This window comes from Streptomyces sp. NPDC006655, assembly GCF_040703965.1.
GTDB lineage: Bacteria > Actinomycetota > Actinomycetes > Streptomycetales > Streptomycetaceae > Streptomyces.
The window spans coordinates 25,355-51,218 of record NZ_JBEYJU010000065.1; the positions used below are offsets into that span (position 1 = coordinate 25,355).

Sequence of the window (25,864 nt, forward strand, 5' to 3'; positions counted from 1 at the left end):
TCCTTCTGGGAACAGCGTCGTCACGTCTGTACAGATCCATCGTCACCCGATCGGCCGCATTCGGCGTGCGGAGTGATGACGGCGCGTCCCTGGATCCTGCCGTCGTGCAGGAGCTGGTAGGCCTCGGCGGCGCGGTCCAGGGGGAAGTGCTCGACCAACACCTTGATCTTCTCCTGCTGGACGAGCGTGACCACGTCCATCAGTTCGGTGACGGAGCCCCAGTACGGCGCGGCGACCGAGCACTCGTGCGGCGGACTGGAGAAGTTCACGGGCAGCGCTCCCCCGCCGAGGCCGACGATGGTCAGGTGGCCGAGCACCCGGGCCACCTGAGCGGCCATCCGCAGCGTGGGGTCCACGCCGACCATGTCCAGCACGAGCTCGGCGCCCTGCCCTGCCGTCATGTCCCTGATACGGGCGATCGCCCCGTCACCCGAGAGCAGTGCCTCGTCGGCGCCCAGGCGCGTGGCGGTCTCCAGTTTGCCCGGGTCGGTGTCGACGGCCACGACGGTGGTCGCCGCGCTGAGCGCGCGCAGGACCTGGATGGTCATCTGGCCCAGGCCGCCGGCTCCGATCACGACGGCGGTCGAGCCCGGGCCCAGCAGGTGCAGCGACCGCTTGACGGCGTGGTAGCCGGTCAGTCCGGCATCGCTGAGCGGGGCGGCCCGGCAGGGGTCGAGGTCGCCCAGCGGCACGAGGTGACGCGCCGCCGGGACCAGCAGGTACTCGGCCATGCCGCCGTGGTGCCCGCCGCCCAGGCCCGGACCCTGACCGGCGAGGTTCTGGCAGTAGTTCTCCCGGCCCTGACGGCACTCGACGCACACCCCGCAGCCCCAGGAGCCGTACACGAGGACCGGGTCTCCCGGTGCGAACCCGGTGACGCCGGCTCCCGGCTCGGCCACCCGGCCCGCGTTCTCGTGGCCCAGTGTGAGGGGGAGGTCCGTGAAGCCGGGCAGCGGTCCGGGTGCCCCCATGAGGTGCAGATCGGAGTGGCAGGCGCCGGCGCCCGCCACCCGCACCAGGACCTGGCCCGGGCCGGGTTCGGGTACCGGCACCTCGCGCAGTTCGGGCGGCTGCTGCCAGCCGACGAGTTGGAAGGCCCACATGGCGGATCAGTCGAGGATGCCGTCGATGTCGACCAGAACGTGCCGCGGGCCACGGAAGATCTGGTTGTGCCGGTACGGCGGCGGGTCCTCCACCAGCCGGGGGTTCTGCACCCGCCGGACGAACTCGCCCACCGCGATCTGCACTTCGAGCCGTGCGAGCGGAGCACCGAAGCAGAAGTGGATGCCCTGGCTGAAACCGAGGTGCTGATTGTCGCGGCGCTCCAGGTCGAGTCGGTCGGGGTCGGTGAACCGTTCGGGGTCGCGGTTCGCCGAGCCGTACGCCAGGAAGATGGGCGCCCCCTTCGGGATGGTGGTGCCGGCGATGTCGATGTCCTCCACGGCGGAGCGGGTGTGCCAGAACTGGACCGACGACTCGAAGCGCAGCAGTTCCTCCACCGCGGACACGATCAGCTCGGGCCTGCGGCGCAGTTCTTCGAGTGCGTCCGGGTGGCGCAGCAGGGTGAGCACGCTGTGGGCGATGAGGTTGACCGTCGTCTCGTGTCCCGCGAAGATCAGGAGAAGGGCGTTGCTCACGAGGACGCCCTTGGACATCGGTCCTTCCGGGCTGTCGTCGTGCACCATGGCCGAGAGCATGCCGGGGCCGGGCTCCCGTGCGTACCGGTCGAGCAGATCGGCCGCGAACTGCCCGAACTCCCGCACGGCCTGCTGCCCCCCGGCCTGCCGGCTCTGGATCTCCTCGGAGCCGGCCTCGGGGCCGAAGTCCAGGGCGTCCAGGGCCGTCTCCACCCAGTGGTGGAAGCGTGGCTCGTCCTCCAGCGGCACGCCCAGCACCTGACAGATCACCGTCACCGGCAGGGGGTAGGCGAAGTCGTCGACGGCGTCGATCCGGTCCTTGCCCCTCATGTCGTCCAGGAGTCCGCCGACGATGCGGCGGATGTCGGGCTGCAGGTCGGTGATCAGGTGAGGCGCGTGGGGCGGCCCGACGAAGTGCGGCATCATCAGCCGACGGTCCCGGTCGTGCTCGGGGGGATCACAGGTGATGATGTTCGGTTCGGCCAGCACCGCCCTGATCGGTTCGGCCTCCGGATCCGCCGGGCCCTCGTCCGGGGCCGCGGCCGGCCCGGGACGCTTGCGCGGGTCCGAACTGACCCGGGGGTCGTGCAGCAGCGCGACGATCTCCCGGTAGGTGCTGACGACATAGGTGCCGTCCGGCTGCCGCGCGACCGGCTCCTTGCGCAGTTCCTCGTAGAAGGGGTACGGATTGGCCCGGTTGGCGTAGCGGAGGGCCTGTTGCCAGGGGGTTTCCTCGACCACGAGGCTCCCCTCCTTCTTCCTGTCGGTGCTGTCCGCGGGCCGCGCAGGACCCGACGGGCCGGGGTCAGTGGCGCCGCGGCCGGAACTCGGCCTTGCGCTCGCTCGGCGCGTGGCCGGTGAGGACGACGTCGGGGATCGCCGTCGGGACCCGCGGGTCGGGGAACTCCGCCGGCATCGGCTTCGTGTCGGGCGGCTGGTCCCAGCCCGGCGGCGGGGGCGGGAACGGACCGGACCGCTCGATCAGCTTCCCGTAGTACTCCAGCCACTTGCCGTGATCGAAGGTCACGGCCGCCACGATGCGGCCCCGGTGACCGTAGGCCGCGGCGAAGCGACGGTCGGCGACGGACCCCTGCGTGATGACGATCTCGTCACCGAAGGGCGGCACACCGACGGACTTGATGTTGACGCCGAACTGACCGGACCAGAAGCCGGGCAGCAGCAGATGCGGGCGGTAGTGGGGCTCCAGGTTGACCATGTTGTGGGCCGCGACCTCCGCGCCCAGCACCGCGTTGTCCCAGTGCTCCATCGCCAGGAACTGGTACTCGTACAGCACATGCGGCGCGCGTGCCACGTCGCCGGCCACGTAGATGCTGTCGGTGACCACGCCGTTGATGTCGAAGGCACGGCCGCCCGCGTCGCACCCGACGCCCCAGAAACCGGCGGCCAGCCCCGACCCCTCCAGCCACTCCACGTTGCGGATCGACCCGAGCGAGGCCACCACCACGTCGGCATCGACGGTGGCGCCGTCGGACAGCCGCGCACGCCGCACATGCCCGGCGGAGTCGCCCTCCAGTGCCGACACGCCCAGCCCGCAGCGCAGGTCCACGCCGTGATCGCGCTGCAACTGGGCGGCGATCTCTCCGATCACCCCGCCGAGCGCGCCCACCAGCGGCGCCGAACCCCGCTCGACCACGGTCACCTCGATGCCCAACTCGCGGCAGACGGAGGCCACTTCCGAGCCGATGAACCCGGCGCCGATGACCAGGACCCGCGAGGGCGACTCGGCCAGCGCCTTCTGCAGCCGGGCGGCGTCGTCACGGGTGCGAATCGTGCAGACGCCCTCCAAGGCGGCCTCGTCCGGGTCCGGCCACTGCCGCGCCCGGGTGCCCGTGGCGATCAGCAGCCGGTCGTACGGCACCTGGTCCCCGTCGGCCAGACGCACCTGCTTGGTGGTGCGGTCCAGCCCGACGGCGGCCACCCCGAGCCGCCAGTCCGCGTTGACTTCGCGCATCCGGGGCAGCCTGGTGTGGTCGGCCGGCACCCAGCCCTTGAGCACCTGTTTGGACAGCGGCGGCCGGTCGTAGGGCTCGTACGGCTCGTCCCCGATGACGGTCAGGGAACCGGTGAAGCCCTCCGCCCGCAGGGATTCCGCGGCCCGCAGCCCGGCCAGGGAGGCTCCCACGACGACGATCCGGCCGCTGGCCCGGAACTCGCGCACCAGTTCGGCGACCGTTGCCCGCAAGGTCATGACGCCGCACTTCCCTCCGCGCCGTCCAAGCGGTCGATCACGATCGCCTGCACCGGACACGCGGCGGCGGCCCGCTCGACCTGCGGGCGCCGCTCGTCGTCGGGGTTCGGCTCATAGGTGAGCGCCTCCTGGCCGCTCAGCCTGAAGACCTCGTGCGCCAGATACACGCACTGGGCGTATCCCTGGCATCGATTCAGGTCCACGACGATGCGCATGGGAAGACTCCCTTCGAGCTGCCGGCCCGGCTGAGCGGTTCGCCCGGCTGAGCGGTTCGCCCGGCTGAGCGGTTCGCCCGGCTGAGCGGTTCGCCCGGCTGAGCGGTTCGCCCGGCTGAGCGGTTCGCCCGGCTGTGCGGGGAGCTCACCGCCGGGGACCTCGTGATCCGCAGGTCGCGGTGGCATCCGGTGGCATCGGAATCAGAAGGTGTTCCGGCCGGTCCGCCCACAGAAAATACTCGTCCCGTCGTCGGACGATCGCAAACCCGCCGGCCCCGGGCACCCGGGGGCGGCGGACCGGGCGGCAACGGCGGCGCGCTCGCCCGGCTCATCCCTCGGACGGCATCACCTTGACGATCCTGCCCTTCTTGTCCGTCTGGAGGTAACCGGTCTGGCTGTAGTCGTTGGTCAGGTAGAGGGACATCCCGGTCGGGTCGCCGAAGGCGTTCCCCGGCAGGACGAGGATCAGGTAACGGCTGCTCGGGTCGGGGACCTTGAGTCTCTTCTCGGCCTGCGCCAGCAGGGACGGGACCTTGTCCCAGGCGAAGTCGTCCAGCCGGACGGGCTTCTCGCCACTGTCCAGGCTGTCCTTGAATTCGCCCTGCTGGACGCCCTGGCCCGGGCGGTAGGTGTACATGTCGTACGCGGTGTCGCTGCCCTTCACCATCAGGTAGGCCAGCACGTAGTCCGGGTACACCGTGAGCTTGGCGAACCGGTCGCGGCCGGTCACCTTCTCGAAGGCCGCGATCGCGGTGCGGATGCCCGTCGGGGTCAGCATGTCGGACGTGGTGCTCCGCCCCGTGGCGGAGGGTGAGGCGGTGGGGCCGGTCGAGGCCGGTGCCGTCGCGGTCGGGGTGCCGGCGCCCTTCGCGCCGGCGTGGGCGCCCGTGTCGGGCAGCCGGGTCCACACCAGGACGCCCGCGAGGGCGACCGACGCGACGGGCAGGGCCAGCAGCGTCCAGCGGCGGCGGCCGGCCGGGGCCTCGGCGGGGACGGTGACGGGCGGTGGTGCCGCCGGCGGGTGCAGCGGGAAGGACGTGGGGGTCTCGGTCCGCGTCGGCCCAGCGGCGGCGGCCAGCATCCGGTCCAGTGCGGCGGCGTCCGGGCGGGCCGCCGGGTCGCGGACCAGGACGCGGGTGAGGACGTCCGTCAGGGGCCCGGCCTGGACCGGTGGCGGGACGTCCTCGGCGAGGACCGCGGCGAGCGTGGCGAGGGTGGTGCCCCGGCGCAGCGGATGGCGGCCCTCGACCGCGACGTACAGCATCATCGCCAGCGACCACAGGTCCGCGGCCGCTCCGCCGTCCTTGCCGGAGACGCGCTCCGGTGCCATGTAGTCGGGGGTGCCGATGACCGATCCGGTGGCGGTCAGGGCGGTGGCCTCACGGACGGCGGCGATGCCGAAGTCGGTGAGCACCGGGCGGCCGTCGGGCCGCAGCAGGACGTTGGCCGGCTTCACGTCGCGGTGTTCGATGCCGGCCTCGTGGGCGGCGCGGAGCGCGGCCAGCACCTCGCGGCCGATCCGCGCGGCCTCGACCGGGTTCATCGGCCCGGCGGCAAGGCGGTCGGCGAGCGAGCCGCCGGTGACGAGCTCCATGACGATCCACGGGTAGGTCCCGGGCCCGCCGTCGACGATGTGATGGATCGTCACCACGTTCGGGTGGTCGACCCGGGCCAGGGCGCGGGCCTCCCGCAGCACCCGTTCACGCAGCAGCCGGGCGGCCTCCGGGTCGTACTCGGCGAGGCCGGGGTCGGACGGCCGTACCTCCTTGACGGCCACGCTGCGCCGCAGCACCAGGTCGGTGGCCCGCCAGACCGTGCCCATGCCGCCGCCACCGAGCCGGGCCACCAGCTCGAACCGCCCGTCGACCACCCGTCTGGCGGGGTCGTCTCTGCCCTCGTCGTTCATGCGCCGGAGCATAGTTGGCCGGTCCGACGGCCTCCCGGCCCGCTCAGTAACCGGACGCGAGCGACTGTGTGGTGTACGCGCACTCGGTGTAGACGTAGCCGTAGCGCAGCTTGGCGGTGTCGGAGCCCGGGGTGGCGGTGGTGTCGTGATTCGGCTTGTGCACGAAGTACGTGGTGCCGGGCGGGAGGCTGATCGTGCGCTGCGGGTAGTTCCGGCCGCTGTCGCCGCACGGCTGCCAGCCCGGGGTGATCGAGTCGGCGAACGAGTACGCCTTGCAGCCGCCGCACGCCTTCAGGGTGAAGCTGCCGGTGACCGGGCCCGTGTAGAGCACGGTGATGTCGTCGGGGCTGTCGTTCCTGACGGTCACCGAGATGCCGCCGCCGGAGGCGGTGGTGGGCAGCTTCTTGCCTGCGGCAGGGAGGGTCTGGGCGACCTCGGCGCCGATGACGATCTTCTTGGCGCGGGCGCCGTTGCCGTCGTGCGGGTTGTCGGTGAGGAACTGCTGGAGGGTCCCCTGGGCCTTGGCGTAGTCCCCGTCCTTGTACTCCCTGACGCCGCACTGGTACTCGCCCGCGTCACCGCTGCGGCCGGCCCGGGACGCGACCTCGCCCAGTGCGCCGGCCTGGGTGCCCGAGCCGTCGGACAGCTGGGTGATCTCCGATTTCAGGGTGTGCAGCCGCTCGACGGCGGTGCAGGGGGCGTCGCCGGAGACGGCCTTCGCCGCCTTCTTCTCGGCCGCGTCCAGGGCCGGGACGACCTTGGCGGTCTGACCGGCGTCCGGGAACGAGCGCAGGAGCTCGCCGAACCGGGGGACCCAGTCGGTGCCGTCGCCGGCCAGGCCCTGCGCCCCGCACTCGTAGAGCGAGGTGGCCAGCCGGTCGTCGGGCCAGTGGGCGAGCGCACCGAGCTGGTCCTTCGGCAGGGAGTCGGGCACCGTCCGCAGGTACTCCAGCGGCGCGACGGCCGTGCAGTAGTCGTGGTGGCCGTAGGCCGCGGCGACCGTCGTGTAGTAGGTCCTCAGCCGGTCGGGGACCTGGGCGGCGGCCCGGGAACCGGAGTGGTGGACGGCGAGGTCGCGGTAGACGGCCAGGGCGTCCTGGTAGTCGGGCCTGGCCGCGGCGAAGCCCTCGCGGGCGGCGGCGGCGACGCGTTCGTCCGCCTGGTCGAGCCGGCCGAGGAGCGCGCGCTGCACGGCTTCCTGGTGGGCGCTGTCGTACCAGAGCGCGCCGCCCACCGGGACGGCGAGGAGGGCGACACCCAGCAGGAGTGCGAGGGGCTGCCGTGCGGGCAGGATCAGCCGGGTGCGCAGGCCGACGCGGGCGCCGTGCACGGCCGCCAGCAGCAGCACCACGGCGTAGCCGGCCAAGGCGGCAGCGGGCACGCCGTCGGCGTCCGCGGGCAGGGCCACCAGGAGCAGCACGGCGGTCGCCGCCAGGCAGGCGGCCATCGGGAGCCGTCTTCGGACGAGCAGATAACCGAGGCCGAGGCCGCTCAGGTTGAGGAGGGCGACGGCGGTGGCACGCAGGGCGTCCGGTGGAGCGGGCGGCGGACTCGACGGCATGGGCGGGACGAAGACTCCCGGTCCCGGGAAGCCGCGGTCAGGCGGTCCGTGGTCCGGTGGTTGCTGGTTCGGTGGTTGCTGATTCGGGCCGTACGCGTCCCCGGACATGGCGGCTCCCCCATTGCTGCCGAATCCTCATCAATTGACAGCGTACGGCCAAACTTGCGCATTCGACAGGCCCCCGCCGCCCGGTCACGCCGGGCTCACCTCCCCGGGATCTCCTGCTCGGCCCAGATGATCTTGCCGTCCCCGGTGTGTCGGGCGCCCCAGCGGTGGGCGAGCTGGGCCACCAGGAAGAGGCCGCGGCCACCCTCGTCGGTGCTGCGGGCGTGCCGCAGCCGGGGCGCGGTACTGCTGCCGTCGGCGACCTCGCAGGTCAGCCGGGAGTCGCGCAACAGCCGCAGCGTGATGGGTGGTTCGGCGTACCGGATGGCGTTCGTGACCAGTTCGCTGACGATGAGTTCGGTGGTCGTCACCAGCTCGTCGTAGCCCCAGGTGAGCACCTGGTGCACCGCCTTGGCCCGGACCTCCCCGACGGCGGCCGGGTCGACGGGTACGTCCCACGAGACGACGTGGTCGATGCCCAGGGCGTGGGTGCGGGCCAGCAGCAGGGCGATGTCGTCGGGCTGGGGGACGGGGACCAGGCGCTGCACGGCCGACGCGCAGAGCGATTCGAGGTCGGCGTCGGGGACCGCCAGGGCGGCGCGCAGGCGGGACATGCCCAGCTCGACGTCGCGGTCGGCGCCTTCGATGAGGCCGTCGGTGTAGAGGCCGAGGAGGCTGTTCTCGGCGAGTTCGATCTCGGTGGCCTCGAAGGCCATGCCGCCGAGCCCGAGCGGCGGCCCGGCGGGCATCTCGGGGAACCGGACCTGGCCGTCGGGCGCCACGACGACCGGCGGCGGGTGACCGGCCCGGGCCATGGCGCACCGCCGGGTCACCGGATCGTAGACGGCGTACAGACAGGTCGCTCCGACGAACGTGGCCGTGCTGACCTCGGAGGCCGTGCCCGAGTTCTCCTCCTCCCCCAGCCGCAGCACCAGGTCGTCGAGGTGGGCGAGGAGTTCGTCGGGAGGCAGTTCCATGTCGGCGAGGGTCTGCACGGCGGTGCGCAGCCGGCCCATGCTCGCCGCCGCGGTGAGGCCGTGGCCCACCACGTCGCCGACGACCAGGCCGACCCGGGCGCCGGACAGCGGGATCACGTCGAACCAGTCGCCGCCGACCCCGTCGGTCGCGTCCGCCGGCAGGTAGGAGGAGGCCACGTCCAGGGCCGTACCACCGGTCAGGGCCTGGGGCAGCAGGCTGCGCTGGAGGGTGACGGCCGCGGTGTGCTCCCTCGTGTAGCGGCGGGCGTTGTCGACGCAGACGGCGGCCCGGGCGACGAGTTCCTGGGCGAGCAGGACGTCGTCAGCCTGGAAGGGGGCCGGGTTGAGCGAGCGGGCGAAGGTGGTGAGGCCCAGGGCGGTGTTGCGCGCCCGCATCGGGACCGAGATGAGCGAGTGCAGTCCGAACTCCCGGATGCGGGCCGCCCGCGCGGGCTGCTCCGTGACCCACAGAAGGTCCTCCGGGTCGAGTTCCGGGATGAGGATCGGCTCTCCCTTGATGAGCAGGTCGAGGCCGTGCGGCGGCGGCAGGAAGTCCACCTTGTCGCCGACCTGCGCCACGGCCTCGGGGTTGCCCTCGCGGACGGTCCGCAGCGCGGCGCGCCGCATCGCGGGTCTGGCCGGCGCCGGCCCCGCGTCGGTCAGCCAGGTGCCGTGGCCCTCGGTACTGAGGACGGGCTCCAGGAGGTCGACGATGACGAAGTCGGCGAACCGGGGTACGGCGAAGTCGGCGAGTTCCTGGGCGGTGCGCAGCACGTCGAGGGTGGTGCCGATGCGGGTGCCTGCCTCGTTGACCAGGGACAGCAGCTGGCGGGCGGCCCACCGCTCGGTGACGTCGGAGACCAGGTAGCAGACGCCGGTCACGGAGTCGTCGGGGCCCACGAGGGGGAAGAAGGAGGTGGAGTAGGCGTGCTGGCGGTGCGGATCGGACCAGCTCCAGCCGATGTACTCGTAGTCCGTGACCGGTTCCCGGGTCGTCAGCACCTCGCGCATCAGGCTCTCGAGGGTGGTCGCCTGCAACCCGGGCAGCAGTTCGCTCAGCCGCCGGCCCAGGCGCTGCTCGCGGGGCACTCCGCCGAACTGCTCCAGGGTGTCGTTCAGCCACACGTAGCGCAGGTCCAGGTCCATCACGGCCATGCCGATCGGCGAGCGGGTGAGGAACCCGTCGAGGACGGACCGCCCCATCGGCCACTGGGGCCGCTGCTCGCGTGCCGAGAGCAGGAAGCACTCCTCGTCGCCGATCCGGAAGGACGCGGAGACCCGCAGGTCGACCAGGATGCTGCGGCCGTCGCGGTGCCGCAGCGGCACGAGTCCGCTCCAGCCCATTCCGGAGCGGCAGCGCTGGGCGACGCCGGCCGCGCGGGCCGGGTCGGCGCGCATGGCGAGCAGCCGCGCCGCGGGGCAGCCGGTCACCTTGGCGGACGGATGCCCGAGCAGGGCCTCGGCGGCGCGCGTCCAGCCGACCACGGCACCCGCGGCCGACACGACCGCCGCCGCGTCGCTGGACGCGTCGAGGAGATCGCGTGGGCCCACGGAGGCCGGCGCGTCGACGTCTCTTCGCGGAGAAACCATTGGCTACATCCTCTACGTACCCCCATGTTCCTGCTTGTCCGACCGCTGCGCACGGCCCGTGGGGAATCCGGGTGACCGGGACGGGCCGGGGCCGGGGCCCGCAGCGGGGTACCCGTTCCGGAGTTGGGCGAGTTGCGGGGCGGGGGCAGCATGGAAGTGCCGTGGCGGCCGCGTGGGCATCGGCCCGGCGGCCGGTGGAGGTGGTTGACGGATGGTTGCGGATTCCCTGGGGACCGGTGGTGCCGACGGCTCCGGTGGTGAGCACGGACGCGGAAGGCTGCGTCCGACCGGCCTGCTGGACGTGCTGAGCGTGGCCGCGGTGGCGCTGGACTCCCAGGGCCGGATCGTCTTCTGGACCCCGCAGGCCGGGGAACTGTTCGGATACTCGGCCGAGGAGGCCCTGGGCCGGTACGCGGCACGTCTGCTGGTCGACCCGGAACATCTGCAGGCGGCCGTGAGCCTCTTCACGGAGGTGCTGGAGACCGGCCGGGCCTGGGCCGGCGCCTTCCCGGTCCGGCACAAGGACGGCGGCAGCCGCCTGATGGAGTTCCGCAGCATGCGGCTGCTGGACGACCTCGGGGACGTCTACGCCCTGGGGATCGTCGCCGACCACAACCTGCTCCAGCGGGTGGAGACCGACCTGGCGCTGTGCGAGCGCCTGATCAACCAGTCCCCGATCGGCCTGGCCCTGCTCGACCCCGACCTGCGCTACCTGCTGGTGAACCCGGCCCTGGAGCGGATCGACGGCATCCCCGCCGAGGAGCACATCGGGCGGCATCTGCGGGAGACACTGCCGCTGCCCGACATCGACACGGTGGAGTCGGCGCTGCGCCAGGTGCTGACCACCGGTACACCGCTGCTCGACCAGTACCACGTGGGCCGGCCGTCCGCCGATCCGGACCACGAGCACGCCTGGTCGCTGTCGTTCTACCGGCTGGAGGACCCCGCCGGCCGGATCCTGGGCGCGGCGACCTCGGTCGTCGACGTCACGGAGCGGCATCGCGCGGCGGCCGAGGCCGACCGGGCCCGCCGGCGGCTCGCGCTGATCGCGGACGCCTCGGCGCGGGTGGGCACCTCGCTGGAGGTGGAGCGCACGGCCGCCGAACTGGCCGAGGTCGCCACCCCGGTCCTCGCGGACGTGGTCGCGGTGGACGTGCTCGACTCGGCGCTGGCCCTGCGCCGCTCACGCCGCCCGGACAACGGCCCGGAGCTGTTCCGTGCCCTCGCCCTGAAGGCGGCGCATCCCACGGTGGCCCTGCGGGCCGCCGACTCACCCGGTGATCTGGCGGCCTACGAGGGTGACCGCCTGGTGACGCTGTGCGTGCACACCGCACGGCCGGTCCTGGTCCCGCACGTCGGCGCGCACGACCTGCCGCGGATCGCGCGCAACGCGGCGGCGGGCGAGCTGCTGGCGCAGGCCGGTGTCCACTCGTACCTGGCCGTGCCCCTCATCGCCCACGGCGAGGTGCTGGGCGCCCTGGACCTCAAGCGCACCAGCAATCCGCTGCCGTTCGACGAGGACGACGTGGTCCTCGCCAGCGAGCTGGCCGGGCGCGCCGCGGTCGCCATCGACAACGCCCGCTGGTTCCAGAGCGTCCGCAACACCGCCCTCACCCTGCAACGCAGTCTGCTCCCCGACCATCCGCCGCACCACACGGGCCTGGAGCTGGCCTCCCGCTACCAGCCCGCGCAGGCGACCAGCGAGGTGGGCGGTGACTGGTACGACGTGATCCCGCTGGCGGGCGACCGGACCGCGCTGGTCGTCGGCGACGTCATGGGCAACGGCATCGACGCGGCCGCCACGATGGGCCGGCTGCGCACCGCCACCTGCGCGTACGCGGACCTGGAGCTGCCGCCTGCCGCCGTGCTCCAGCACCTGGACAAGATCACCTGCGATCTGGAGCACTACATCGTCACCTGTCTGTACGCGGTGTACGACCCGCACACCAGGCGCTGTGAGATGGCCAACGCGGGTCACATGCCGCCCGCGCTGGTCCACCCGGGCGCGGCGCCGACCCTGCTGGAGCTGCCGGCCGCCGCCCCGCTCGGCGTCGGCGGCATCCCGTTCGAGACCAGGTCCGTCGAGCTGGCCGAGGGGGATCTGCTGGTCCTGTACACGGACGGCCTGGTGGAGACCCGCCGGCATCCGATCGACGACCGCCTCGACGTCCTGCTCGGTTTCCTCGAGGAGCCGTGCCGGCCGCTGGAGGAGATCTGCGACCTGCTGCTGCACGGTCTGCGCCACCCCGACGACCACGACGACGTGGCGCTGCTGGTGGCGCGGGCGCTGTAGCCCCGTACACCTACGGGGTGCCGCAGCAGTCGGTGCGGCAGAAGCAGGACGCCGTGATCGGCACGTCGGCGTTCGCGGCGGCGAGTTTCAGCTGCTGGGCCACGATCCGGGCCTCGCCGTCCTTGCCGAGCCGCCGCAGGCATTCGTGGAAGCCGTGCAGGGCCCAGACGTTGCCCGGGTGCTGCAACGGCCGGGGCAGGGTGTCGTCCAGGCCGAGGTCGGCCCGGTAGACCGCCTCGGCCTCGGCGACGCGGCCGCGTTCGAGGAGCAGGGCGCCGTAGGCGTGCCGGGTGGGCTGCATCCAGCCCCAGGGTTCGTCGTAGGGGAGGTTGTCGTCCAGGTCGACCGAGTGCCTCAGGGCGCGGAAGGCGGTGTCGAAGTCGCCCTTTCGGTAGGCGAGTTCGCCGTCGAGCAGCGCGGCGGCGACGGCCAGGAGGTCGACACAGGTGTTGTTGAAGAGCGTGCGGGTGCCGGGGACCGCGGCCACGGCGTCCCGGAACCGGGCGCGGTCCGTCTCGGCCTCGGTGATCCGGCCGGTCGCGGAGTGTGCGACGCCGCGCGCGTAGTGCAGCATCGCGGTGCTCACGCAGTACAGCACGGGGTCGGCGGGCAGCGGCAGCCGCAGGATGTCGTCCCAGCGGCCGAAGCGGATCAGGACGTGCACCCGCATCGCCAGGAAGCCCTCCAGCCAGTCGGCCATCGGCGGACTCGGGACGCGCAGCAGGTCCTCCGGGACGGCGGCTTCGAGCAGTTCGGCGGTGGCGAGGGCGTCCCGGAGGCGGCCCAGGAACATCGCGCCGTAGATCCTGAAGTGCAGGTTGTGGCAGCGGTACAGGGTGTAGAAGTTCATGGCGCCGGCCCGCGCGTGGTACTTCTCGTCGGCGGCGACGGCCGCGGTGTTGTCGGAGACGACGCGCCGGTAGTCGCCGCAGAGGACCTCCAGGTGCGAGGGCATGTGCCGCAGGTGCCCGGCGTCGGGGACGAGGTCGCGCAGCCGGTCGGCGACGGGCAGCGCGGTCTCGGGCGTGGGCGACATCTCCATCAGGTGGATGTAGAGGTGCAGCAGGCCGGGGTGCCGGGTCCCCGCCCCGGTGGCGAGGGCCCGCTCCAGTACCGCCCTGGCCTCCTGCGTGCGGGCGCCGTCGGCCGGTTCCCCGGTGCGGATGTCCCAGAGCCGCCAGGGGGTGAGGTTCATCAGGGCGTCGGCGTGCAGGGCCGCCATGTCGGGGTCGTCCGGCGCCAGGTCGTAGGCGGCGCGCATGCTGTCGGCGTAGTCCGTGTTCCACACCGAGCAGGCCGCCGGGTCGTCCGGGGCGGCGGCCCGTGGGTAGCGGGCGCGCAGGGCCGACACGAGGGCGCGCTCCACGGGGGTCGCACGGGCGGCCTTGGCATGGGCGCGCTCCACCGCGGCGTGGGTGCGCTCCACCGTGCGGGCGAGGTCCCGTTCGTCGAAGAACTCCCACGGCTTGTTGTAGTTGGGGCCGAGGGCGTAGGCCACGCCCCAGTCGGCCATGGCGCAGTCCGGGTCGGCCGCGCCGGCCGCCTCGAAACAGCGCACGGCCTCCTCGTGGTTGAAGGCGTAGGTCCAGTTCAGCCCCCGGTCGAACCAGGTCTGCGCATCGGGGGACGACGTCGTGACACGCCGGCTGTGACTGCCCAGGTCGTAGTAGTCCACGGTGGCGAACCTATCGACGCGAGGGATCCGGCGGATCCCCGTTCATCCGAAGTCATGAGAGTGGCGCGGCGGTTGACGGGCCGCCGCGCCACCGGTGCCACTGCTTCCTCAGGGTGCGACCGCGCGGCCGGTCTGGGCGGAGATCCGTCCGGGGCACAGCCCCTTGGCGGTCAGGGTCCCCGCGATGCGCGGGATCGCGGCCAGGGTGTTGGCCGGCCACTCGTGCATCAGGATGATCTGGCCGTTGGTGAGCCGGGAGACGGCCTGCACGATGGCGTCGGTGCTCGCGCCGTTCCAGTCCTGCGAGTCGACGTCCCAGATGATCTGGGTCAGCCCGTACTTGGCCTCGACCGTGCGCACGGTCGCGTTGGTCTCGCCGTACGGCGGCCGGAACAGGGTCGGTGTCCCGCCGCCGGCGGCGGCGATGGCGGACTGGGTGCGGGAGATCTCCGAGTCGATCCCCGCCTGGCTCTGCTGGGTCAGATGCGGGTGGGTGTAACTGTGGTTGCCGATCCACATGCCCGCGCCGGCCTCGGCCCGGACCTGCGCGGGGTAGGCGGCCGCGTACTGGCCCTCGTTGAACAGGGTGGCCCGCAGCCCGTTCGCCCGGAGGGCGCTGAGCAGACCCGGGGTGTGGGCGTCGGACGGCCCGTCGTCGAAGGTGAGGCCCACGTAGCCGGCGCAGGTGGCCGCGTGCGACGGGACGGCGCCGACGGTGAGGGTGCCGGCGGCGGCCAGGGCGACGGCGGCGGCCGCCAAGGGGCGTGCGGAGCGTTCCGCCAGGGTGCCCATCACGCCACCGTGATGGAGGAGCTGCCGCTGCTCTGGTAGCCCTCGGTCGCGAGGATCTGGTAGTAGCTGAAGTTGCCGAGGGGCATGCCGGCCCTGGCCCAGGCGTCGAAGTGGTTGCCGGTGGTGATGGTGCCGCCGGTCCGCTTCGACTGGCGGACGCTCCAGTACTGGTTGAATGTCTTGTTGCCCTCGACCGACGGCGCGTTGTACCGGGTCGTGAGGTAGATGTCGTAGGTGCCGCCGTCGCTGGTGACGCTGCCCTTGTAGGCTCCGGTGGGCCGGTAGGTGCCCCAGTTGTCGACGATGTAGTACTCGACGAGCGGGTTCGAGGTCCAGCCGTAGAGGGACAGGTAGCCGTTGCCGGAGGGGCTGAAGCTGCCGGAGTAGGTCACGTTGCGGCGGGCTCCGGTGCTCCAGCCCTTGCCGCAGACGAAGTTGCCGGTGTTGCGCCAGCTGGCGCCGTAGTTGCCGCCGGAGCCGAGGGTCATGGAGACCGTGCCCTGGGCGTCCGTCCAGAAGGAGTAGTAGTAGCCGCCGTTGGAGCCGGTCTGGTTCGTGGTGACGACGGTGGCGGCGCGGGCGGTGCCGGGCAGGGCGAGCCCGGCGGCGGCGCCCAGCAGCAGGGCGCCGGCGCTCCGGCGGGTCAGTGCGTGGTCGAGCGGGTTCATGCGGTGCCTCCTCTGTGGCCTGTGCGGGTTGCTGCGGGTGTGACTTGGTGGGGAGTGTTGGTCTGCCCATGCCAGCTGTCAACAGTTTCGGTGATTATTTCGAAACCTTCGTTCTACCGCCGTGGTCATACATGCAGCTCACCGCGTTAGCTCTGGACCACGGGATCTACATAGTCGACAATCGGCCATCCGAAGATCCAGTGTGCGCGTTTGAAAATCTCGAATGTTTCGGAATCGAATGCGAATGGTGCTGCCGGAACATGCCGCCGAGCGGAGCAATCACGGGCGGTTTCCACCGGGGCGAGCGAGGCTGGTCGTCTTGTCGAGATGCGTAGGCCAGGAGTTCCGGGTGAGGCACGACGGTGGCAACCCAGCACTGCCCGCACCTCCCGCGTGGATGCGCTGGCTTCCCGTCCTGTACGTCGCCGGGGTGCTGGTGCTCGAGCCGATCACCCCCGCGTCGTGGCCGGTCAGCTTCGCGCTGATCGCGCTGCCCCTGGTGACCGCCTTCGCCCATGCGGCGGTCGCCGTCGCCGGCACCACCGTCTTCGCCGTCGGCTTCGAGATGCTGCTGGCCGGCACCCCGTGCTGCGCGGGCCGCTCCGTCGGCTACCTCTGGGAGCGGCACTACGTCGCCGTCTACGCGTGCACGGCCCTGGTGGGCGCCCTGGGGACGGTCCTGGCGGCGCACCGGATCCGCCGCGAACGCACCCTGGCCGACGTCCGGTTCGTGGCCGAGATCGCGCAACGCGTCCTGCTCCGGCCGGTGCCGCACCGGATCGGCGACCTGCTGCTGGAGAGCTTCTACCTGTCCGCCGCCGCGGAGGCCCGCATCGGCGGCGACCTCTACGAGGCGGTCCCCACCGCCTACGGGGTACGGCTGCTCATCGGCGACGTGCGCGGCAAGGGGCTGCTCGCGGTGGAGACGGCGGCCGCGATGCTGGGGGCGTTCCGCGAGGCCGCGCACGACGAACCCGACCTGCACGCACTGGTGGAGCGGGTGGACGTCAGCATGTCGCGCAGGGCCGACCGGCTGGGCGGCCACGAGACGGCCGAACGGTTCGTCACCGCCGTCTTCGCCGAGATCCCCGGTGACGAGCGGGTCGTACGCGTCCTCAACTGCGGTCATCCGCCGCCGCTGCTGATCCGTCCCGGCGAGGTGCGCGAGCTGGACCGGGGCCGGCCGGGGCCGCCGTTGAACCTCGGCATGCTGATCGGGGACCCCTACCGCGTGGACACCTACGCCTTCGGCCCCGGTGACCAGCTACTGCTGTACACGGACGGCGTCACGGAGACCCGGGACCCGGACGGCGTCTTCTACCCGCTGTTGCAGCGGCTGCGCTCCTGGGGCCCGATGCCGCCGCCGGAACTGCTGGCCCGGCTCCACCGGGATCTGCTCGACTACAGCCACGACCGGCTGCGGGACGACACCGCCGCCCTCACGGCGTTCCTGCTGCCCGAACCGAGCGGCTGACGCCCCCCTTCGGACTGCTCGTGGAGCGGCCCGTCGGACGCCGGACATGGCTGGACCTTTCCGCCCGGGCGGTACCGGAAACCCACTGGACCGACTGTCAGGGGTGATCCCTACCATGTGACCTCAAGACAACCATGCGATCGGCCCGTCGGATGCGTGCCGGTCGGGGTCGCCGATGCCAGGGTCCGCTCCCCGGGCTGCGGTGATCTTCCTACTCAGGAGGACCTTCCGCATGTTCCGACGAATTGGCAGTGCCGTCGTCCGACATCCTGTCTGGACGATCGTGGCATGGCTGATAGCGGCGGTGGCGATCGTCGCCACCGCCCCGAGCCTGCCCTCGAACAGCGACGAGAGCAGCTTCCTGCCCAAGAGTTACGAATCGATCAAAGCGGCCGACCTCCAGGGGAAGGCGTTCCCCAGCGCCTTCACCCCGTCCGCGATCGCCCTGTACCAGCGCACCGACGGCGGCAGGCTCACCGCCGCCGATCTGAAGGACGTCTCCCGGATCACCACCGAACTGGGCGGCAAGCACATCGACCAGGTCCAGAAGGTCGTCCCCGGCCAGCCGTCCAAGGACGGCAAATACACCATGACCCTGGTCCAGATGGACAGCAAGAACGCCGGTCAACCCGTACAGGCGGACGCGGCCAAGGTGTTGCGCGACGACGTCAAGCAACTGACCAAGGGCACCGACCTGGAGGCCAGGCTCGGCGGCTCGGCCGCGCAGGCACTGGACCAGCAGGACTCGTCCAAACGCGGTGAGGCGCTGATCGGCATCGGCACCTTCCTGATCATTCTGGTGACCCTGCTGATCATCTTCCGGGCGCCGATCCTCGCGGTCCTGCCGCTGATCACGATCGGCCTGGTGTCCGCGATCGCCAACGGACTGATCGCCTACGCCACCAAGCTGTTCGGTCTACAGGCCAACAGTTCCGTCTCGTCGATCCTGATCGTCGTTCTCTTCGGTGTCGGCACGGACTACTTCCTGTTCCTGATGTTCCGCTACCGCGAACGCCTGCGCGCCGGCGACGAACCCAAGGAGGCCATGGTCAACGCGGTGGCCCGGGTCGGCGAGGCCATCGCCTCGGCGGCCGGCGCGGTCATCATCGCCTTCCTCGCGCTGGTCCTGTCGACGCTGGGCTTCCTCAAGCAGATGGGCCCGGCGCTGGCCATCGCGGTCTCCGTGACGCTGATCGCGGGGCTGACCCTGATCCCGGCCGTCGTCTCGCTCATCGGCCCGAAGGTGTTCTGGCCCTCCAAGTCCTGGCAACGCGAGCCGGAGAACGCCCGGTTCGCGGCCCTCGGCCGTGGTGTGCAGCGCCGTCCGGCACTGACCGCCGCGGTCTCCGGCATCGTCCTGGTGGTGCTGTCGCTGGGCACGCTCGGCTACCACGCCACGTTCGACCTGGCGTCGGGCTCGATGCCCAAGACCAAGGAGTCCATGGTCGTCCAGGACGAGCTGCAGAAGGCGTACTCGGCCGGTGCCGCCGCACCCACCGACGTCTACCTGTCCAGCACCGGCGGCAAGCCGCTGGACAGGTCCGCGTTCGACGCGTACGCGCGCAAACTCGGCGCCGTGGACGGTGTCGCCAGTGCCCGGCTGAACCAGCTCAACAAGCCGGGCACCACGGCGGACTTCACCGTCACGCTCAAGTACGAGGCCTCCACGGACAAGGCGATCGACACGGTGGGCCGGGTGCGGGACGTCGCGCACGCCAGTGCTCCCGAGGGCACCGAGGCGGTGGTCGGCGGCATGTCCTCGATCTACAAGGACATCGACTCCGCGGTGAACCACGACTACCGGACGGTGTTCCCGGTCGCCGCCCTGCTGATCATGGTGATCCTCGGACTGCTGCTGCGCAGTGTGGTCGCGCCCTGGTACCTGATCGCCTCGGTGGGCCTCGGCTTCGGCGCCACGCTCGGCGCGACGGTCTGGATCTTCCAGGACGCGCAGAACAAGCCCGGGCTGATGTTCATGCTCCCGGTGATCATGTATCTGTTCGTGGTCGCCATCGGCACGGACTACAACATCCTCATGATCGCCAGGCTGCGCGAGGAGGCCCGGGAGGGCCGGGAGCCGCGCGAGGCGGCCGGGATGGCGCTGCGGCACGCCGGACCGACGGTGGCGGCGGCGGGCTTCATCCTGGCGGCGACCTTCGCCACGATGATGCTGGCCGGGAACTCGCTGCTCACGGAGATGGGCTTCGCGGTGTCCTTCGGCATCGCGGTGGCCGCCTTCGTGATGGCGATGTTCTTCACCCCGAGCCTCACCGCGCTGATCGGTCACGCGGCCTGGTGGCCGGGCCATGCCGACCGGGCGCGGCCGGGGACGGACGGTGGCGCCTCCCCCGCCGCGGACGAGTACCAGACCGCGGGACGGCGCGGCTGACGGCACCGCGGGGCAACGGACAGCGGGGGCCGGCGGGCCGTGCGGCCCGCCGGCCCCCGCCCTTCCTCGGCTGTGCCATGAGGCAGCCGTGCCCCGAGGCCTACGCGGCCAGTGCGTGACCGGGGTGCAGGACGACCTTGGTGTAACCCTCGACCCGCTGGTCGAACTTCTCGTACGCGCCGGGTGCCTCCTCCAGCGGCAGTTCGTGGGAGACCACGAAGCTGGGCTTGGCCCGCCCCGCGATGATCAGGTCGCGGAGCTGCCGGTTGTACTGCTTGACGTTGCACTGCCCGGTGCCCATCCGCTGGCCCTTCTCGAACATCCTGCCGATGGAGACCAGGAGCTGGCCGTGCTTGGCGTGCTCGTCGGGTCCGCCGGGGTCGGACGGGACGTACAGGCCGGGTATGCCGAGCATGCCGGTCGGCCGTACCGTCTCGACGAGGGTGTTGAGGACCACGGCGGGTTCCTCGTGGCTCGCGTCGTGCGCCTGGGCCTGGTAGCCGACGGCGTCGACGCCCTTGTCGGTGCCCTCACCTCCGGTCTGTTCCTTGATCTGCTCCGCCGGGTCGCCCTGGGTGAAGTCGATCGGTATCGCGCCGATCTCCTCCGCCTTGGCGAGCCGCTCCGGTACCCGGTCGACCGAGAACACCTTGGCCGCGCCGCGCAGCAGCGCGGAGTAGGCGGCCATCAGCCCGACCGGCCCCGCGCCGAAGACGGCCACGCTCTCGCCGGGGATCACCTGGGCGAGTTCGCAGCCGTGGTAGCCGGTCGGGAAGATGTCGGCGAGCAGGACGAAGTCGGTCTCGAATTCGTTGCCCGGCGGCAACTTCAGGCAGTTGAAGTCGGCGAACGGTACCCGCAGCAGCTCCGCCTGGCCGCCCTTGTAGGGGCCCATGGCCACATAGCCGTAGGCTCCGCCGGCGAAGCCCGGGTTCACCGTGAGGCAGAATCCGGTCTTCCCTGCCAGACAGTTCTTGCAGAAGCCGCAGGCGACGTTGAAGGGCATGACGACCCGGTCGCCCTGGGACAGCGAGGCGACACCCGAGCCGACCTCCTCCACGATGCCGAGGTTCTCGTGTCCGAAGACGATGCCCGACTCCGCGGCCGTGCGGCCCTCGTACATGTGCAGGTCGGACCCGCAGATCGCGGTGGATGTGACCCGTACCAGCACGTCGTTCGGGTGCTGGATGCCTGGATCGTCGACGTCCCTGACAGCGACGCTGAAGGGCTTCTCGTAGACAACGGCTTTCACCTGGTTCACCTCCGCGTCGAACGCCACGAGGCAGGGCCCCAGGTAGGTCAGTGCCGCAACCTTGGGCGCTCTTGTTTCACCATCGGATACTTCCAGAAAACGCCGGTACGGCACCCGGTGCAACCAGACGGGCGGCCCGGCGTGGGAAGACCGTGATCGCCCGCCTGGCGGGGGCGGCGGACCGGACACCGGCGTGGCCGGCGCACCCGGCCGACCGTACGCTTCAAAGCGGCCGCTCAGCGGCGGAACAGCCGCACCTCCGGGTAGCCGTCCGGCAGTTCGGCCTCGTCGCGGCCGCGCAGCCATCGGTCGAAGAACGCGGTGAGACAGGCCCGTTCGACGAGGATCGCGCGGGTCGGGGCGACGGTGCCGACGTTCCGGACGACCGTCGCGCGGGGCAGGCCCAGTTGGCGGGCGAGCTGCGGGATCGTCGTCTCCGCGTCGGTGAAGGTGGCGTGTCCGGCACCCCGCAGGGTCAGGCCGGCGCCGGGTCCGCGGCTGTGCCGCCACAGGGCGTTCCAGGACGGCACCGTGCTCAGGTCGTTGCCGTCCTTGCCGACCAGCAGGAAGGGACGGTCCAGTCCGTCCGCCGCGACACCGGACAGGTGGCCCTGGTCGCTGTCCTCCTGGACGTAGGCGAGTACGCCGTCGAAGTTCGCGCCGGCCGCGATGCGCGGGTCGTCGTGCATGGCCTGGAAGGCGGTGAAGCCGCCGGCCGAGTGCCCGAACATGCCGATCCGGGTCCAGTCCGGAACGCCGCGCAGCTCCCCGGGCAGCACCCGCGGCAGCTCGTCGAGCAGGAAGCGGGTGTCCGCGACGCGGACGGCCACCGTCTTCTCCAGGAGCGCCCTGATGCGGCCCTCGTCCGGGTAGGCCTTGGCGAACTCCGCCGGCAGCACGGTGCGTTCGACGCGGCCGCCGGGGAACTGCACGGCCGAGGCGTCGTACGTGTGGTCGAGGGTCACCACCACATGGCCCCGTGAGGCGAGGTCGTCGCCGAGGGTGGTGCCCAGGGAGCGGGGGTCGCCGGCGCCGGGTGAGTAGCAGACCACCGGGTACGGGCCCCGGTCGCGGTCGGCCGGGGCGCCTTCGTGGGCGTGGGTACGGGTGGCCGCCCAGTCGACCCGGTCGCCGGGCACGTCGGTGAAGTTGTTGACGGCGGCGAAGCCGGCGGCCTCGCCGGGAAGCAGCTGCGGTGCCCTCGGGTGACCGTCGACGGCCCGTGCCGGGTAACGGATGCTGATCATGAGCTCCCGGTACGGCTGTGCCGGGAACCAGGGATCGGCGCGTGTGGTGTCGACGAGCCGCACGGAGACCGTCCCCACCGGGTGCGGACCGCTGGGAGGGGGCAGGGTCAGCCGTGCCCGTCCGGCCCGGCGCGGCGCTGCCGACGCGCCGCGGGCGGAGGCGGCGCACAAGCCTGCGGCGGCGAAGGCCGACAGGACGGCGGCGCGGCGAGTGAGCAAGGGGGCCTCCTTGTGGATGTCTTTTGTGCAGGTCTCTCTTGTGCAGGTCCTTTCCCTCGCAGCTTCGCCGACCGTGACCCCCCACGGCCATCCGGCGGACCGGTCTGTGCACCGGGGGGTTAGCCGTACCACGGGTGTCACCGGAGCCCGCCCGCCGTACCGATTCGTCTCGCCGGGCGAGCGAAAGTGCGGGCGGCAGCGTGGATGCCCCGGAGGGAACCGGGTACCCGGGCGCCGTGGCAAAGCGATCCGAACACTCCGAACCCAACGAGAAGGACAGAACGGCCCCGACCCTCACGGACGAGGTGCTTGAGCAGGTCGGGAAGCGTGCCGCCCGGGAGGACGCCGATCAGGGCGCGCCCGAACGTGCGGCAGACGGCGACCCGATCACGCCGAGCACCGGGGCCGACACGAGGACAGCTCGGGGCCGCCGGTCCGCGCCCCGGGAATAAGCCGCTCGCGACGAGGAGGAACAGATGAGCACGGTCAAGGAAGCCGTGGACGTCGGCGTCCCGCTCCACACGGCCTACAACCAGTGGACCCAGTTCGAGGACTTCCCGAACTTCATGGAGGGTGTCGAGGAGGTCAGGCAGCTCGACGACCGGCACAACCACTGGACCACCAGCATCGGTGGGGTACGGCGCGAGTTCGACACCGAGATCGTCGACCAGCTGCCGGACGACCGGATCACCTGGCGGGCCACCGACGGTGACACCCGACAGCGGGGAACCGTCCGCTTCGAGTCCCTGGACGACGCCCACACCAGGGTGGAGCTCACGATGGACGTCGAGCCCTCCGGGTTGGCCGAGAAGGGCGCGGACGCGCTCGGCATGATCGACCGGCGGGTCAAGGGCGATCTGCGGCGCTTCAAGGAGTTCATCGAGCAGCGCGGCACCGAGAGCGGTGCCTGGCGTGGCCGGGTCCGGCCCGGTGAAACCGGCGGCCCGCTCTAGGAAGGGCCGCACACAACGCCCCCAGCCCCTCGCCGTCGGCGAGGGGCTGGGGGCGTTGTGTGCGGGGCGCTGTGTGGAGGGCCACTTGATTCGCCCATACCTCAGGGGGCCGACGCGGGATACCGTTTTGTCGGTTCCCGATCGGTTTCCCCTCAGGTGTCTCGGACGGTTGGCAGTGCTCGCAGATCTCTCTCCGCTCATCGCAGCGACGGCTCGCTGGCTCTCGGGCGCCTTCCCCGCCCACGGGGGTGCGTTCGCCGCCGCGCGCTGCGAGGCGCAGGTCAGGCAGGCGGTGACGGTGGCGGCCTGGCTGCGCTACCCGACCGCACTGGACGCCGGCCTGGTCGGTGTCGTGGGCTCCGGTGGTTCGGCGCGGCTCGACTGGGTGACCGGCGGCGACGCCGCTCACGACGCGGACGGCGCCTGGCGCAGCTGGGTGGACGAGGTGGTGGCGAGCTGGGCGGCCGAACTGCTCTGCGAGCCCGAGCTGGCCGGGCTCGCCGTCCGCGCGCTCGCCGACGGGGAGCACCTGGCCGGCGGGTCGGTCGACTTCCGGCGCCTGCTTCTGCCCGACGAGGACGACCGGCGGGCGGCGGCCCTGCTGCGCCATCCGGACCTGCTCGCCCCGGTGGCGCGACTGCACGCCGCCCAGCTGCACCGACGCCTCTCCCCCGACGACACCCCCGCCAGAACCTGAGCCCCGACCACGGCGCCCTCCCCGGCCTCCACGCCGACCGACGCGCCGGCCCCCACCCCGGCACGCACGACGACCGCCCCCTTGCCCCAGGGGCCTCCCCCCGCTCCCCCGGGCCCACCGGCCCGCCGACACACGCCCCAGCCCTCAAACCCACCCACCCCCCGACGCCCGGCCGGCCCGCCAGAACCCGCCGGACACGTCGGGGGCCGGTCCCGTGGATCTTGCCCGGGTCGGCGGCCCGGGTCTCAGGCCGCTGTCTCCAGGGCCTTCACGAGGGGGGCGTCGCCGTCGCGGGGACGGATCAGTACCGGTGCGTGGGGGCGTCGGATCCGTACGGCGAAGCCGGTCGCGATCGCGCCGGCGACCAGGAGACCGCCGCCCACCAGCGCTCCACGTGCACCGGCCGTCTCCATGAGGAGCCCGAGCAGCGGCGGTCCGCCGAGGCTCCACACGGTGCCGATGCTGCTCCAGATGCCGAGGACGCGCCCTCGCAGGTGCGCGGGCGGGTCGGTCTGGAGGACGGCCGTCATGGCGGTGTCGGAGACGGATTCCACCACCGCCATGGGCAGCACCAGCACCAGCAGCACGAGCAGTGAAGGGGACAGCCCCGCGACCGCCTGGAGCAGACCGCCGGCCGCCGCGAGGACACCCACCAGCCGTACCGACGGACGGCGCAGCCGGCCGCCGAGGACGGCCCCGACGATGCCACCCGCGGCGAGGACGGCCGATACGGTCCCGAACGCGCCCGCGCCCGCCGCGAGGGGGCCGGTGACGAGGACGGCCAGGGTGAGTCCGTAGTTGCGCCCGAAGACCGAGCTGATCGCGGACACGCAGGCCAGGGCGACCAGCCGGGGGCGGCGCGCGAAGAAGGCCAGTCCCTCGCGCACGGTCAGTTCGGAGTCGGGCGGCGTGGGCGAGGGCGCCGCCCGCGGGCCGGTGTCCCCCTCGCCCCGCGGGTCCCGCACCGGACGCAGGAACGGCACGACCGACGCCACGAACAGGAACGACAGTCCGTTGCCCAGGTACGCGGAGGCCGTGCCGAGGAAACCGACGGTCACCCCCGCAAGCGCGGTGCCGACCAGCCGTCCCGCGCTGTGCACGAGGGCGCCCACGCCGATGGCCGAGGGAAGGTCCTCGGCGGGGACCAGGTCGTTGCCCAGCAGGGCGCAGGCGGGCCCGTCGACGGTCGCGATGACGCCGGTCACCGCGGCCAGCAGGAGCAGGCCGGTCAGGTCGAGCCGGTCCAGGGCGACCAGGAGCGCCGTCGTGAAGGCCACGGCACCGAGGAGCGCCTGGCTCACGGCGACGGTGGTGCGGCGGGGCCAGCGGTCCACGGCCGCGCCGCCGAACACGCTGATGAACAGGGCCGGAGCGGCCTGCACGGACACGGACAGGCCGGTGGCGGCCGCCGATCCGGTGATCTGGAGCACGAGCAGGTTCTGCACGGTGAGCTGCATCCAGGTGCCCGCGTTGGACAGGAAGTTCGCGGCGGACCACCAGCGCATGCCGGTGTGGCGCAGTGACCGCCACGGCGAGCGCGAAGTGGCCTCGGGCGGCGGGGCAGGGAGGGTGACAGGAGCAGCAGAAGGCACGGCGGTACTCGGCAACCGGGAGGTGGGAGGGGACCGGCGGAGGCGAAGGGTGCCGGCTCCGCTGCGCGGCCGCTCCACCCGGTCGATCAGGCACCGCCATGGTGGCAGACCAGGTGCCCGGGGTGCGCTTCGCCGGTTCGCCCCGACGCCCGGTGCGCGCCCAATGTCCCGATGTGTCAGGGCATTTGGGTGCGAAGTGTGCTTGCTCACAGGGGCGTACGGGGACTCACGAAGGCACCCAGTCAGCTTCAAGACCTGAACCCGACTCGGACGCACCACAGCCCCTGACGCACGACGCCGGGGCCCGGCGTGCAGCACGCCCGTCGCCAAGCACATGAGCGACGGCGTCGAGGTCCTCAAGGCCGTCCAGGGCAGGGGCGTGCCCATCCAGATCGGGTACAACCGGCGTTTCG

Annotated in this window: 17 protein-coding genes and 1 pseudogene; 5 read left to right on the forward strand and 13 right to left on the reverse strand. The window is 72.1% G+C overall.

Annotated elements, in window-relative coordinates:
- Positions 1–20 precede the first annotated feature (20 nt).
- The 7 genes from AB0958_RS30535 to AB0958_RS30565 all read right to left on the reverse strand — a co-directional run bounded on the left by AB0958_RS30535 (position 21) and on the right by AB0958_RS30565 (position 10,200).
- A complete protein-coding gene (locus AB0958_RS30535) occupies positions 21–1,103 on the reverse strand; it encodes an NAD(P)-dependent alcohol dehydrogenase (RefSeq protein WP_366893698.1) in 1,083 nt (360 codons plus the stop codon).
- A 6-nt stretch (positions 1,104–1,109) separates the two neighbouring features.
- On the reverse strand, positions 1,110–2,378 hold the full coding sequence (locus tag AB0958_RS30540) for a cytochrome P450 (protein ID WP_366893699.1): 1,269 nt from the start codon (positions 2,376–2,378) through the stop codon (positions 1,110–1,112).
- 64 nt (positions 2,379–2,442) lie between these two features.
- The gene (locus tag AB0958_RS30545; RefSeq protein ID WP_366893700.1) at positions 2,443–3,846 is read right to left on the reverse strand and encodes an FAD-dependent oxidoreductase; all 1,404 of its coding nucleotides are present in this window, start codon (positions 3,844–3,846) and stop codon (positions 2,443–2,445) included.
- The gene (locus AB0958_RS30550; RefSeq protein ID WP_366893701.1) at positions 3,843–4,061 is read right to left on the reverse strand and encodes a ferredoxin; all 219 of its coding nucleotides are present in this window, start codon (positions 4,059–4,061) and stop codon (positions 3,843–3,845) included. The genes AB0958_RS30545 and AB0958_RS30550 overlap by 4 nt, the downstream gene beginning before the upstream one ends.
- Positions 4,062–4,389: 328 nt before the next feature.
- Positions 4,390–5,967: a serine/threonine-protein kinase gene (locus tag AB0958_RS30555; protein WP_366893702.1), complete on the reverse strand. Its 1,578-nt coding sequence runs from the start codon at positions 5,965–5,967 to the stop codon at positions 4,390–4,392.
- A gap of 43 nt (positions 5,968–6,010) precedes the next feature.
- Positions 6,011–7,528, reverse strand: a complete 1,518-nt coding sequence (locus AB0958_RS30560) for a hypothetical protein (protein ID WP_366893703.1) — start codon at positions 7,526–7,528, stop codon at positions 6,011–6,013.
- Positions 7,529–7,731: 203 nt separating this feature from the next.
- The gene (locus AB0958_RS30565; protein ID WP_366893704.1) at positions 7,732–10,200 is read right to left on the reverse strand and encodes a SpoIIE family protein phosphatase; all 2,469 of its coding nucleotides are present in this window, start codon (positions 10,198–10,200) and stop codon (positions 7,732–7,734) included.
- A gap of 211 nt (positions 10,201–10,411) precedes the next feature.
- Here AB0958_RS30565 and AB0958_RS30570 point away from each other — a divergent pair, with 211 nt between their 5' ends.
- Positions 10,412–12,493, forward strand: a complete 2,082-nt coding sequence (locus tag AB0958_RS30570) for a SpoIIE family protein phosphatase (protein WP_366893705.1) — start codon at positions 10,412–10,414, stop codon at positions 12,491–12,493.
- A gap of 10 nt (positions 12,494–12,503) precedes the next feature.
- On the opposite strand, the gene AB0958_RS30575 is transcribed toward AB0958_RS30570, so the two are convergent.
- The 3 genes and pseudogenes from AB0958_RS30575 to AB0958_RS30585 all read right to left on the reverse strand — a co-directional run bounded on the left by AB0958_RS30575 (position 12,504) and on the right by AB0958_RS30585 (position 15,628).
- Positions 12,504–14,168, reverse strand: a complete 1,665-nt coding sequence (locus tag AB0958_RS30575) for a hypothetical protein (RefSeq protein ID WP_366893706.1) — start codon at positions 14,166–14,168, stop codon at positions 12,504–12,506.
- Between the two features lie 111 nt (positions 14,169–14,279).
- Positions 14,280–14,960, reverse strand: a pseudogene (locus AB0958_RS30580) (polysaccharide deacetylase family protein); the annotation flags it as partial.
- Positions 14,960–15,628 (reverse strand): glycoside hydrolase family 11 protein, encoded by a 669-nt coding sequence (locus tag AB0958_RS30585; RefSeq protein WP_366893707.1) that lies wholly within the window; start codon positions 15,626–15,628, stop codon positions 14,960–14,962. The pseudogene AB0958_RS30580 and the gene AB0958_RS30585, both read right to left, overlap by 1 nt.
- Before the next feature lie 349 nt (positions 15,629–15,977).
- On the opposite strand from AB0958_RS30585, the gene AB0958_RS30590 reads away from it, so the two are divergent.
- On the forward strand, positions 15,978–17,102 hold the full coding sequence (locus AB0958_RS30590; RefSeq protein ID WP_366893708.1) for a PP2C family protein-serine/threonine phosphatase: 1,125 nt from the start codon (positions 15,978–15,980) through the stop codon (positions 17,100–17,102).
- 232 nt (positions 17,103–17,334) lie between these two features.
- A complete protein-coding gene (locus tag AB0958_RS30595) occupies positions 17,335–19,491 on the forward strand; it encodes an MMPL family transporter (RefSeq protein WP_366893709.1) in 2,157 nt (718 codons plus the stop codon).
- Positions 19,492–19,591: 100 nt separating this feature from the next.
- On the opposite strand, the gene AB0958_RS30600 is transcribed toward AB0958_RS30595, so the two are convergent.
- Positions 19,592–20,743, reverse strand: a complete 1,152-nt coding sequence (locus AB0958_RS30600; protein ID WP_366893710.1) for a glutathione-independent formaldehyde dehydrogenase — start codon at positions 20,741–20,743, stop codon at positions 19,592–19,594.
- Between the two features lie 236 nt (positions 20,744–20,979).
- A complete protein-coding gene (locus tag AB0958_RS30605; RefSeq protein WP_366893711.1) occupies positions 20,980–22,209 on the reverse strand; it encodes a hydrolase in 1,230 nt (409 codons plus the stop codon).
- Between the two features lie 476 nt (positions 22,210–22,685).
- Here AB0958_RS30605 and AB0958_RS30610 point away from each other — a divergent pair, with 476 nt between their 5' ends.
- Positions 22,686–23,162, forward strand: a complete 477-nt coding sequence (locus AB0958_RS30610) for an SRPBCC family protein (protein ID WP_366893712.1) — start codon at positions 22,686–22,688, stop codon at positions 23,160–23,162.
- Between the two features lie 175 nt (positions 23,163–23,337).
- Positions 23,338–23,859: a hypothetical protein gene (locus AB0958_RS30615; RefSeq protein ID WP_366893715.1), complete on the forward strand. Its 522-nt coding sequence runs from the start codon at positions 23,338–23,340 to the stop codon at positions 23,857–23,859.
- A gap of 245 nt (positions 23,860–24,104) precedes the next feature.
- On the opposite strand, the gene AB0958_RS30620 is transcribed toward AB0958_RS30615, so the two are convergent.
- Positions 24,105–25,466 (reverse strand): MFS transporter, encoded by a 1,362-nt coding sequence (locus tag AB0958_RS30620; RefSeq protein WP_366893713.1) that lies wholly within the window; start codon positions 25,464–25,466, stop codon positions 24,105–24,107.
- Positions 25,467–25,864: the final 398 nt, after the last annotated feature.